Origin of the sequence: uncultured Tenacibaculum sp., assembly GCF_947498805.1 — a bacterium.
Lineage (GTDB): Bacteria > Bacteroidota > Bacteroidia > Flavobacteriales > Flavobacteriaceae > Polaribacter.
In genome coordinates this window covers 109993-123251 of the sequence record NZ_CANMLT010000002.1, presented here as the reverse complement: position 1 = coordinate 123251, position 13259 = coordinate 109993, and the positions used below count along the sequence as shown (strand labels likewise).

6 protein-coding genes are annotated in these 13259 nt (G+C 34.1%); 4 read left to right on the top strand and 2 right to left on the bottom strand.

The genetic code is table 11. From position 1 onward, the window contains the following. The first annotated feature begins 14 nt into the window (after positions 1 to 14). Genes Q0873_RS03615 through Q0873_RS03600 form a run of 4 tightly spaced genes read left to right on the top strand, consistent with a single transcriptional unit; the run spans position 15 to position 4486 of the window. Positions 15 to 1646, top strand: coding sequence for an AMP-binding protein (locus Q0873_RS03615; protein WP_299104441.1), 1632 nt, complete (start codon positions 15 to 17; stop codon positions 1644 to 1646). A 6-nt stretch (positions 1647 to 1652) separates the two neighbouring features. Next, positions 1653 to 2966, top strand: coding sequence for a hypothetical protein (locus tag Q0873_RS03610; protein ID WP_299104440.1), 1314 nt, complete (start codon positions 1653 to 1655; stop codon positions 2964 to 2966). Positions 2967 to 2993: 27 nt separating this feature from the next. Beyond that, the gene (locus tag Q0873_RS03605; protein ID WP_299104438.1) at positions 2994 to 3761 is read left to right on the top strand and encodes an enoyl-CoA hydratase-related protein; all 768 of its coding nucleotides are present in this window, start codon (positions 2994 to 2996) and stop codon (positions 3759 to 3761) included. An 11-nt stretch (positions 3762 to 3772) separates the two neighbouring features. Beyond that, positions 3773 to 4486, top strand: a complete 714-nt coding sequence (locus Q0873_RS03600) for a DUF6733 family protein (protein ID WP_299104436.1) — start codon at positions 3773 to 3775, stop codon at positions 4484 to 4486. Between the two features lie 91 nt (positions 4487 to 4577). Here Q0873_RS03600 and Q0873_RS03595 read toward each other — a convergent pair whose 3' ends face one another. Then, a complete protein-coding gene (locus tag Q0873_RS03595; RefSeq protein WP_299104435.1) occupies positions 4578 to 5525 on the bottom strand; it encodes a type IX secretion system membrane protein PorP/SprF in 948 nt (315 codons plus the stop codon). Between the two features lie 10 nt (positions 5526 to 5535). After that, positions 5536 to 13194 carry an FG-GAP-like repeat-containing protein gene (locus tag Q0873_RS03590; RefSeq protein WP_299104434.1) on the bottom strand — a complete coding sequence of 2553 codons (7659 nt, stop codon included), beginning with the start codon at positions 13192 to 13194 and terminating at the stop codon, positions 5536 to 5538. Positions 13195 to 13259: the final 65 nt, after the last annotated feature.

The window sequence follows — 13259 nt, the reverse complement described above, 5'->3', positions numbered from 1 at the left end:
TCAATTATTAAATTATGAAAAAAATAGCTTTAAATGATGAAGCTCTCAATGGAGAAATTGAGAGTAACAGTCAAGAACTTTATTCCATAGGTTCTTTAATCAACAAAGATGCTATTCAAAATTTATCACTAGAAGATCAACAAGATTTTGTGAATTTTGGAATAGCACCGAAGACTCCCCCGAAACATGAAAATATTTTGAATGCTTTCGAGTATTGGGTTAGTAAAAACCCAAATAATATAGCAGTAAGCCACTTAGAAAATAGGCTTACTTACAAAAGTTTAGATAATGAAGCCACTATACTTGCTTTAATTCTTAAACAAAAAGGAATAACCGCTGGAAATACGGTAGCGCTTTACACACATCGATCTTTAGAAATGATTATCGGTATTATTGCTTGTCTCAAATTAGGAGCTAGCTATGTACCACAAGATCCTAGAATTGTACCTAAGCAAATGCTCAATACAATTTATGACTTGAGTAAAGCTTCTATCACTCTTACATTATCTGATTATTCTTCCCAAACAAACTTTGGTAACAATAAAGAAATCATTTTTATTGATAAGGAGTTATCGAGAGATATTTATAGAAATTTATACGGTAATGTTAAACTTATTAGTCAAAAAAGTACCTCTCCAGAAGCTACTTGTTTTATCCTATTTACCTCTGGTACAACGGGTACTCCAAATGGTGTACAAGTATCGCATAAAAATTTATGCAATATTTTATACAACTCCCCAGGTGATTTAAACATTAAACCAGGCACCAAAGTTGCCCAAATACTCAATATCTCTTTTGATATGGCAGCCTGGGAAGTATTAGGATGTTTAGGAAATGGTGGAACACTACTTATTAGAGGAAAAAATATTGAAGAAACTGCTCAAAAAGCAAATGTAATAATCGCTACACCTACTATACTTACCGCTATCGATTTAAAAAAATGCAAAGACATAGAAACTGTTGCCGTTGCAGGAGAACCTTGTCCAGAAATTTTAGCAAATCAATGGGCTAAAGTATCTAACTTTTACAATTCTTGCGGCCCCACAGAAACCACTATCGTTAACACCATGAAAAAGTGTGACATCAAAAACAAGGAACTTTCCATTGGAAAACCAACACCTAACAACACCGTTTATATATTAAATGAAAACAAAGAGCCTTGTAAAATTGGTGAAGTAGGTATTATGTGGGCCGGCGGGGATTGCGTTACCAAAGGGTATATAAATAACCATGAGTTAAATAAAGTTCGCTATGCTCCTGATCCTTTCTTAAACAATGGAAACCAAATGTTTAATACAGGAGACTTGGGAAAATGGAATTCTGAAGGTGAATTAATTCATTATGGAAGGATTGATGATCAAGTAAAAATAAAAGGATTTAGAGTAGAACTAGATGCTATTTCGAAGGTGATTGAACGCTTTTCTGAGGTAATTAGAGCGGTAACAATCAAACATCAAAATTATTTGGTTTCTTTTATTAGTAGCACTACCGATGAAAAACATCCTCTTTTACAAGGTATTAAAGACACTATTTCTCAAGAATTACCTTATTACTATTTACCATCGGAATTCATTTTTCTAAAGGAGTTACCCAAAACTTCTAGAGGTAAAATTGATAAAAGAAAATTGAAAGACTTTTTAAACTAAACAACTATGGAAGCAATTAAATTACCACCAAAGAAGAACTTTTGGTATCGAATCGGAAAACATCCATGGTTTATTCCATACCGTAGATTATTTATACTGATAACAATCATAAACAGTGTTATTTTATTTAAAGCAGCAACATCTTGGAACTGGTTTTCATCTGATTATATAGCTTTAAACAGCATTGCTGAAGTAATTCTATACAATTTTACATTGGCCATATTAATACGTCAACAATATGTAATTAATCTATTATTCAAAATAGCAACAAGTGCACCTAAGTACTGGCCTTTGTTTATTAGACGAATCTGCGCCAAAATTTATCATTTTGGTGGTCTACATAGCTCTAGTTCAAGTATGGGAACACTTTGGTATATCATATTTGTAATAAGTCTGTTTCATTATTATATCAACGGATATGAAGGAGTAAACCTACCAATCATCATAGTTACTTCAATTATATTAGTTCTTTTAATAGCTATCATAATCACGGCATTACCAAAAATGAGAGCTAAAAATCATAATCAATTTGAAGCTATGCACCGATTAGGTGGTTGGACAGTACTCATACTGTTTTGGATACAAATGATTTTGTTTTTAAAAGTCCAACATTCTATAGACACTATATTCTCGAGTGTTAACTTTTGGATTCTTACTACCCTAACCATTAGTGTGATACTACCATGGTTACGTTTAAAAAAAGTCGATATAGATATTGTTAAACCTTCTAATCATGTAGCCTTAACCTCTTTTAATTACGGAGTTACTCCATTTGCAGGATCTTCTACTGCATTAAGTAGAAATCCACTACTAGAGTGGCATTCTTTTGCGAATGTTCCTGCTCCTGATAAAGACGGGTTTAGACTTACAATTTCCAGAGCGGGAGATTGGACAGGAAGTTTTATCAATGATAAACCAGAAAAAATATGGGTAAAAGGAATTCCAACTGCAGGTGTTGGGAATGTTGATAAGCTATTTAATAAAGTTATTTGGGTTGCTACAGGTAGTGGTATTGGTCCTTGTATACCGCATTTACTTTTAAATGAAACTCCTTCCCTACTTATTTGGGCTACAAGAAATCCTGAAAAAACATATGGTAAGGAATTAGTAAATGAAATCTTAGCGGTACAACCTAATGCCATTATTTGGGACACAGACGCCAATGGAAAACCAGATTTGGTTAAACTAACCTACAAGGCTTATAAAGATTTTAATGCGGAAGCAGTAATCTGTATATCCAATCAAAAACTTACCGAAAAGGTAGTACATAATATGGAGTATCTCGGTATTCCTGCTTATGGAGCTATTTGGGATTCTTAACGTAAAATAAAACTAAATATTAAAATAATGAATGTACTATTTAAACAAATAGGCAGGGTACTTATTGCCCAATTAAATCGACCTAAAGCTTTAAATGCCTTAAGCACAGAGCTCATGCATGAGTTATTAACTGGACTGGAAAACAACGATGTTGATTCCTCTGTAGGTTGCATAATTATAACTGGTAATGATACTTTTTTCTGTGCAGGTGCAGATATAAAAGAAATGGCTAGCAAAAATGCAACACAAATGATTGAAGAAGATTATTTCAATCATTGGGAAAGAATAACCAAACTTAAAACACCAATTATTGCAGCTGTTTCTGGTTATGCTTTCGGTGGAGGTTGTGAACTTGCCATGATGTCGGATATTATTTATGCATCAGAAAATGCCGTCTTTGGACAACCTGAAATAAAACTCGGAGTAATTCCTGGTATCGGCGGTACTCAACGATTAACCAAGTTAGTAGGAAAGTCTAAAGCCATGGATATCATTCTAACTGGTAGAGATGTTTCAGCTATTGAAGCAAATAGAATAGGATTAGTTTCAAAAATTTTCCCTCAAAAAGATTTTATGCAACATGTACTTAATCAAGCACAAAAAGTTGCCAACTATTCTAAAGTTGCTTTAAAAACAGCCAAAGAAACCATCAATCAATCCTTAGAAACAGGACTTAAATCGGGAATTGTATTTGAAAGAAAGTTATTTCACTCTCTTTTCAGTACTCCAGATCAACAAGAAGGCATGCGAGCTTTTATTGAAAAAAGAATGCCTCAATTTAACAATCACCATTAAAAATTTTAATCATGAAAAAAATATATTTCACATTTATAATCGCATTTTTATTCACGTCTTTTCATTCCTTTTCACAAGAAAAAAAAGAGTCTAAAACAACCTTTGCTATAATGCCAATTCATAATAGTGGAGCTGGTTTTAATAACGTCTTTTTGGGATCATATGAACTAGAGTCTAACAAAAAACTAACCTTTTATAGTGTATTCTGGGTGAACCCATCCTTTGGGAATCAAGGAAAGGATTTATTCTTAGAAACCGGTGTAGGACTTGGTTTTACCTCTAAAAATAAAAAATGGTACTTCAATCCTAGTTTAGGATTTGGTCATGGAAAGTTATTATCACAATCGGCGGGTACAAAGATTGCTGAGAGCATAATACCTAGTATCTTCTTATTACATCATTCTGGAAACTTTGAATTAGAAGCTTATACTGCCTATTACAAAAGTTTACGTGGTGAAGGGAATTCACAAGATTTAATGCTGAATTGGGTAATTCCAGGTTTTAAAATAAACAAGCATGTATCGCTAGGAGGTTTTTACGAACATTTAGGGCAAACAAGAGTAGATCAAGGTGATACCGTTACCTTATATCAATTCTTGGGAGGTTATATCAAGGCTACGCTAAACAATGGTGTGTGGTTCCGTTTTGCTGCCGGACCTAACATTTCTAATGATAATGTAAATGCCAATGAATTTTATAAAATTCAAGCTTTTATACCTCTTTAAATAGATGTTCTTGGGGGAGAATGTCTGCTAACTAAACTTTGTTAGTAGTTTAAGCGAAGTAATCATTTGATTACTTCGCTTTTTAAACATATTATTCTGACCCCCAATAAAACGGTGGCTCATTTTTATTTCTATTGTTTCTATATCTATAGCCATATCTTCCTTTCCATAGATCAAAAGTCAAACTTATTTCATGCGATCCACCAAGATACTGACTTACACTAGCTAAATAACTTTCATAAGTATACCCTATTTTAGTGTTGTCATTTATTCTTATTTGAATTAAACCTGCTATTGAATTATTTATTCTATGTGAAATACCTAATTCTACTTGATTATTATATAATACTCCTAAAGATACATCTAAAGATATTGGTTCTCCATTAGCATAACGCATCAAAAACGAAGGTTTTAATGCTATCTTATCACCTGTCTGAAATCTATAACCTGAAGACACATAAAAAATAGGACTTTCATTCGCTGAGTTGATATTAGTTCCTTCTCTACTATAATATCTATTTCCTAATAAATTCAAGGTTGAAAAACTAGCATAAAATTTATCTGTATGAAAGAAAGCACCAGCTCCCATGTTAAATTTAAACTCATTTATATTACTACTAAACAATAAATCATTAGTAATTCCTAGACTTTGTAAATCTACATTTATAAAACTTCCACCAGCTTTTAATCCGAAGGATAGCGTTGATTCTTCATTCAATCTAATAGCATAAGAAACATCTCCATACAAATGACTTTCATTTAAAACATAAACCTTATCATAAACTGCTGAAAATCCAACTCCCAAGTTATTGCCTATTCCTCCTTGTAATGTCAAGAAACCTGTTTTTGGACTACCAGGTTCATTTACCCATTGACTTCTTACATTTGCTGTCAATGTAAAAAAATCATGTGCACCAGAATATGCTGGATTTATTAAATTAAAGTTGTTGTTATATTGAGAATAGAAAGGTTCATATTGTGAATATCCTTCTATTGTTATCATGATCATTAAAATGCTCAGTATTAATTTAAATTTCATTCTCTTTTGTTTAATAATTAATGTAAACCCATCCCTTAATCACTTTCATTCCTTCATTTATTTCTAAAATATAGAAATAAGGACCTGTTGGAAGTTTCTTAGTATTATTCTCTAACGTACCTGCCCAATCATTTTGATAGTTTTTGGCGGTAAATACACTAATTCCTCTACGGTTTAATATTTGTAATCTATTAATTGGATATTTATGTAACCCCTCTATTATGAATAGATCATTTACATTATCTCCGTTAGGAGAAAACCCTTTAGGTATAGCTAAATCTGATCTATCGCATACATCACCTATTCCATTTTTATCTAAATCTTCTTGTTGAGGGTTATATGTAGTAGGGCAATTATCTACTTGATTTAAAACACCATCTCCATCCATGTCTTCATCACATACATCTGCTACTAAATCATTATCAATATCATTTGAAGTAAAAGTTACTTCCGCAGTAGCTGTACTTGTCAATCCATTCGTGTCTCTAACAGTTAATACAACTTCATGAGCAGTTAAAGTTGGGCATTCGAATACTGTTTTATCCAATTGTAAACTAGCAATTCCACATTCATCAAAAGAACCATCGTTTATTTCTTCTGGAGTAATTGTTGCATTCCCATTTTCATCCAATTCCACAATAATATCTCTAGTAATAGCGATTGGTATTGCTACATCTTCTACCGTTACCGTTGCTGTTTTTATATCTGAATTTCCATTAACATCCGTTACCGTTAAAATCACGGTGTTAGCTCCTACATTGGTACAATCAAATGAAGTTATATCTAAACTCATTGATTGAATTCCACAATTATCAGTTGAACCATTATTAATTTGAGCTGGCGTGATACTTACATTTCCTGTAGCGTCTAATTGAACAGTAATATCTTGAGTAACAACCGTTGGTTTTACCTTGTCTTCTACGGTTACTGAAGCTGTCTTTGTATCTGAGTTCCCATTTACATCTATTACCGTTAATGTCACTGTATTTGCTCCTATATTAGTACAATCAAAAGATGTAGTATCTAAACTTATTGATTGAATTCCACAATTATCAGTTGAACCATTATTAATTTGAGCTGGCGTGATACTTGTATTTCCTGTGGCATCTAATTGAACAGTAATATCTTGTGTTACAACTGTTGGATTTACCTTGTCTTCTACTGTTACCGTTGCTGTCTTGGTATCTGAGTTTCCGTTACCATCTGTTACCGTTAAAGTCACGGTGTTGGCTCCAACATTAGTACAATCAAAAGATGTTGTATCTAAACTCATTGATTGAATTCCGCAGTTATCGGTTGAACCATTATTAATTTGAGCAGCTGTGATATTTGCATTTCCTGTAGCGTCTAATTGAACATTAATATCTTGAGTAATCACCGTTGGATTTACCTTGTCTTCTACTGTTGCCGTTGCTGTCTTGGTTTCTGAGTTTCCGTTAACATCTGTTGCCGTTAACGTCACTGTGTTTGCTCCAACATTAGTACAATCAAATGCTATGATATCCAAGCTCATTGATTGGATTCCGCAGTTATCAGTTGAACCATTATTAATTTGAGCTGGTGTGATACTTACATTTCCTGTGGCGTCTAATTGAACAGTAATATCTTGAGTAATCACCGTTGGATTTACCTTGTCTTCTACTGTTACCGTTGCTGTCTTGGTTTCTGAGTTCCCATTTACATCGGTTACCGTTAACGTCACTGTGTTTGCTCCAACATTAGTACAATCAAATGCTATGATATCCAAGCTCATTGATTGGATTCCGCAGTTATCAGTTGAACCTTTGTTTATTTGAATTGGTGTGATACTTACATTTCCTGTGGCATCTAATTGAACAGTAATATCTTGAGTAATCACCGTTGGATTTACCTTGTCTTCTACTGTTACCGTTGCTGTCTTGGTTTCTGAATTTCCATTGACATCAATAACTGTCAAAGTCACTGTGTTGGCTCCAACATTCGTACAATCAAAAGATGTAGTATCTAAACTCATTGATTGAATTCCACAGTTATCTGTTGAACCATTATTGATTTGAGCTGGTGTGATACTTACATTTCCTGTGGCGTTTAATTGAACAGTAATATCTTGAGTAACAACTGTTGACTTTACCTTATCTTCTAAGGTTACTGTAGCTGTCTTGGTATCTGAATTTCCATTGACATCAATAACTGTCAAAGTCACTGTGTTGGCTCCAACATTCGTACAATCAAAAGATGTAGTATCTAAACTCATTGATTGAATTCCACAGTTATCTGTTGAACCATTATTGATTTGAGCTGGTGTGATACTTACATTTCCTGTGGCGTTTAATTGAACAGTAATATCTTGAGTAACAACCGTTGGATTTACCTTATCTTCTACTGTTACCGTAGCTGTTTTAGAATCTGAGTTTCCATTAACATCAATAACAGTTAAAGTCACGGTGTTGGCTCCAATATTAGTACAATCAAAAGAAGTAACATCTAAACTCATTGATTGAATTCCACAGTTATCGGTTGATCCGTTATTGATTTGAGCTGGCGTGATACTTACATTTCCTGTGGTGTCTAATTGAACAGTGATGTTTTGAGTAGCAACCGTTGGATTTACCTTATCTTCTACTGTTACCGTAGCTGTTTTAGAATCTGAGTTTCCATTAACATCTGTTACCGTTAACGTCACAGTGTTGGTTCCTACACTGGTACAATCAAATGAAGTAACATCTAAACTCATTGATTGAATTCCACAATTATCTGTTGAGCCATTATTCATTTGAGCTGGTGTAATACTTACATTTCCTGTGGCGTTTAATTGAACAGTAATATCTTGAGTAACAACTGTTGGATTTACCTTATCTTCTACTGTTACTGTAGCTGTTTTGGTATCTGAGTTTCCATTTACATCGGTTACCGTTAACGTCACTGTGTTTGCTCCAACATTCGTACAATCAAAAGATGTAGTATCTAAGCTCATTGATTGGATTCCACAGTTATCTGTTGAGCCATTATTGATTTGAGCTGGGGTGATACTTGCATTTCCTGTAGCGTCTAATTGAATGGTAATATCTTGAATAACAACTATTGGATTTACCTTATCTTCTACGGTTACCGCAGCTGTTTTAGAATCTGAGTTTCCATTAACATCTGTTACCGTTAAAGTCACGGTGTTAGCTCCAACATTGGTACAATCAAAGGATGTTGTATCTAAGCTCATTGATTGGATTCCACAGTTATCAGTTGAACCATTATCAATTTGAGCTGGCGTGATACTTACATCTCCTGTGACATTTAATTGAACAGTGATGTTTTGAGTAACAACCGTTGGATTTACTTTATCTTCTATGGTTACGGTTGCTGTATTTGTGTTTGAGTTTCCATTAACATCAATAACAGTTAAAGTCACGGTGTTGGCTCCAACATTCGTACAATCAAAGGATGTAGTATCTAAACTCATTGATTGGATTCCACAGTTATCTGTTGAGCCATTATTAATTTGAGCTGGCATGATACTTGCATTTCCTGCAGCATCTAATTGAACGGTTATGTTTTTTGTTACAACTATTGGGTTTACCTTGTCTTCTACTGTTACGGTTGCTGTATTGGTGTTAGTGTTTCCATTAACATCTGTAACCGTTAATGTCACTGTGTTGGCTCCAACATTAGTACAATCAAAAGATGTAACATCTAAACTCATTGATTGAATTCCACAGTTATCGGTTGATCCGTTATTAATTTGAGCTGGCGTGATACTTACATTTCCTGTAGTAGCTAATTGAACAGAGATATCCTGAGTAACAACTGTTGGCTTTACCTTATCTTCTACGGTTACTGTAGCTGTCTTGGTATCTGAATTTCCATTGACATCAGTAACTGTCAAAGTCACTGTGTTGGCTCCAACATTAGTACAATCAAAAGATGTAGTATCTAAACTCATTGATTGAATTCCACAGTTATCGGTTGATCCGTTATTGATTTGAGCTGGTGTGATACTTACATTTCCTGTAGCGTCTAATTGAACGGTAATGTTTTGAGTAACAACCGTTGGTTTTACTTTATCTTCTACGGTTACTGAAGCTGTCTTTGTATCTGAGTTCCCATTTACATCTGTTACCGTTAATGTCACTGTGTTTGCTCCAATATTAGTACAATCAAAAGAAGTAACATCTAAACTCATTGATTGAATTCCACAGTTATCGGTTGATCCGTTATTGATTTGAGCTGGTGTGATACTTGCATTTCCTGTGGCATCTAATTGAACAGTAATATCTTGAGTAACAACTGTTGGATTTACCTTATCTTCTACGGTTACTGTAGCTGTCTTGGTATCTGAATTTCCATTGACATCAGTAACTGTCAAAGTCACTGTGTTGGCTCCAACATTGGTACAATCAAAAGATGTAGTATCTAAACTCATTGATTGAATTCCACAGTTATCTGTTGAACCATTATCAATTTGAGCTGGTGTGATACTTACATTTCCTGCAGTATCTAATTGAACAGTAATATCTTGAGTAACAACCGTTGGGTTAGTAGTATCTACAGTACTAAAACTTCCTTCTGTAGAGAAAGAAGATCCTGCAAAATTATGATCAATGGCTTGAACTTTAAAAGTATAATTTTTAGTACAAGCTGCAGGAAATTTATAGATATAACTAGTACCTTGCCCTGTATTACCCAAGACAGGTAATTTTCGCCAACCATTATTTTCTTGTGCCATAGGGGTTTTGGTATAAACTGGAACTCCTACTGGATTCTCCTTTATATATACATTATAACTTAATCCGTTACTAGGAGTCTGTACATCTGTACTAGCTCCCCAGCTTATTGTAACTTCATTACCATTTACTACGGCAGTAGGATTCTTAGGCGCTGTCGGTGGTGTATTGGAAGCAATCGTATTATTCGTATATATTTTTGAAGTGAAAGAAGTGGCGGTAACACCTGAAAATGCTATATCTAAATCCCCATCATTATCATAATCTCCCCAAATACCATCACTTACTGCTATTTGAGTTAGATTATCTGCAGCAGCTACTTGAGTGAAAACACCTGCGTTATTACTATATATTTTAGTGTTTAACCTTCCTGTTAGTAATACATCTAAATCTCCGTCGTTATCATAATCTCCCCAAGCTACTGAGCCTTCTTGTTGACCTCGTATATGTGGAGTTGCAAGTTCTGAAAATATTCCATTTGTATTAGTATAAATTTTTGTTACATCGGCACTTCCTGTGTATCCAGACATTAATATATCCAAATCACCATCATTATCATAATCTCCCCAAGCTACTGAACTATAAGATATCCCTATTAAATTTGCAGAAGTCAATTCTGTAAACGTACCATTATTGTTAGTATATATTTTAGAGATATCTAAACTCCCTGTGTATCCAGTTAATAACACATCCAAATCTCCATCATTATCATAATCACCCCAGGCAACAGCACCACTATTTACCCCAATTAAATTAGCTGTGGTCAATTCTGTAAAAGTTCCTGCATCATTTGTGTATATTTTTGATATTGACAAACGTCCAATACCACCAGCTAACAATATATCTAAATCTCCATCATTATCATAATCTCCCCAAGTGATATCTCCAACAATTCCAGCTATAGTAGGAGTCGATAACTCTGTAAAAGTACCTCCATTATTTGTATAGATTTTTGTTACGTATGTATTTCCAACACCTTGTCCTGTAATAAGTAGATCCAAATCACCATCATTATCATAATCTCCCCAGGCCGAATCTCCATATTGAACACCCACTAAATTAGCAGAAGTCAATTCTGTAAATGTACCTCCATTATTCGTGTAAATTTTTGAAACTGGGTCTGAAATTACACCAGTAGATTTTTTACCCGTAATCAACAAGTCTAAATCTCCGTCGTTATCATAATCTCCCCAAGCTAAATCACTTTGATAAACATCAATTATATTTGCTGTCGTATCTTCGGTAAATACCTGTTGTACTGTTACCGTAGCAGTTTTAGCACTAGAATTTCCGTTGATATCAGTTACTGTAAGTGTTACGGTATTGTCTCCTAAAGTAGTAACATCAAATATATTGGGAGTCAACAACATAGACTGAACACCACAATTATCGGACGAACCATTATCTACCTCTGTCGCAGCTACATTTGCATAACCTGTAGCGTCTAATGATACTGTAATGTTTTTCGTTTCTACTGTTGGATTTACTGTATCAATAATTCGAAAACTTCCTTCCGCAGAAAAAGGAGATCCAGCAAAACTATGATCAATGGCTTGGATCTTAAAGACGTAATTTTTAGTACACTCTTCTGAGAAACTATAAGTATAGCTAGTACCTTGTCCTACATTACCCTTTGCTGGCAGTTTACGCCAACCGTTATTTTCTTGTGCCATTGGAGTATTTACATAAAAAGGAATTCCTATTGGATTTTCTTTTATGTATACATTATAACTTAATCCATTACTTGGTGTTTCTGCATCTGTACTAGCTGTCCAATTTATTGTTACTTCATTTCCATTTACTATTGCGGTTGGATTGGTTGGTGCTGTAGGCGGTGTATTAGAAACAACCGTATTATTGGTATATATTTTTGAAACTCTTCCTCCCGTTAATTCCCCTGTTAATAAAATATCTAAATCATTATCATTGTCATAATCGCCCCATGTTGCACGACCATAACGCACATTAGTTAAATTTGCAGTAATCAACTCTGTAAAAGTTCCTGCATTGTTTGTATATATTTTTGAAATCTCTATACTTCCTCTTATACCTGTTAATAAGATATCTAAATCTCCATCATTGTCATAATCGCCCCAAGCTGCAGAACTATGTTGTAACCCTGGTAAATTAGCAGTTGCTAATTCGGTAAAACTTCCAGAGGTATTCGTATATATTTTTGAAACCGTTGAACTTCCTGTATATCCTGTTAATAATATATCTAAATCACCATCATTATCATAGTCTCCCCACTCAACATCACTATAAGACACTCCTATTAAATTTGCTGTAACAAGTTCTGTAAAAACCCCTCTGGTATTGGTATATATCTTTGAAATATCAGCACTTCCTGTATATCCTGTTAACAAAATGTCTAAATCCCCATCATTGTCATAATCTCCCCAAACTACAGCACCATTATCTACTCTGGGTAAATTAGCAGTAGTAAGCTCTGTAAAAGTTCCTGCATTGTTTGTATATATTTTTGAAGTACCTCCTGTTAATAGTATATCTAGATCTCCATCATTGTCATAATCTCCCCAAACTACAGAACTACCTCCTACCCCTGTTAAATTAGCCGTAGCAAGCTCAGTAAAAGTTCCTGCTGTGTTTGTGTATATTTTTGAAATATTTCCACTGGCAGATTGACCTGTTAATAAAATATCTAAATCCCCATCATTATCATAATCGCCCCAAGCAGAACGACCAAATGCTACTCCTACTAAATTAGCATTAGCAAGCTCAATAAAAGTTCCATTATTATTCGTATATATTTTCGAATATTTTCTATTTGATACACGGGAATCTAATCCTGTTAATAAGACATCCAAGTCACCGTCATTATCATAATCACCCCAAACCGCAGAGCTATTAGAAAGATCGGTTAAGTTTGCTGTATTGAGTTCTGTAAAAGTTTGAGAATAGGTATAAAAACTAGTTAAAAAACCAAGTATTGAGAATAATAATTGTTCTTTCATGAATAAGGGGTGTTTTTATTTGTACGTGTTATTTACTATTAGTTGTACAAGTAAAAAATCAAACA

Coding starts and splice junctions, on each gene's coding strand:
- Q0873_RS03600 (WP_299104436.1), top strand. CDS start 3,773: ATGAAAAAAATATATTTCACATTTATAATCGCATTTTTATTCACGTCT.
- Q0873_RS03615 (WP_299104441.1), top strand. CDS start 15: ATGAAAAAAATAGCTTTAAATGATGAAGCTCTCAATGGAGAAATTGAG.
- Q0873_RS03610 (WP_299104440.1), top strand. CDS start 1,653: ATGGAAGCAATTAAATTACCACCAAAGAAGAACTTTTGGTATCGAATC.
- Q0873_RS03605 (WP_299104438.1), top strand. CDS start 2,994: ATGAATGTACTATTTAAACAAATAGGCAGGGTACTTATTGCCCAATTA.
- Q0873_RS03590 (WP_299104434.1), bottom strand. CDS start 13,194: ATGAAAGAACAATTATTATTCTCAATACTTGGTTTTTTAACTAGTTTT.
- Q0873_RS03595 (WP_299104435.1), bottom strand. CDS start 5,525: ATGAAATTTAAATTAATACTGAGCATTTTAATGATCATGATAACAATA.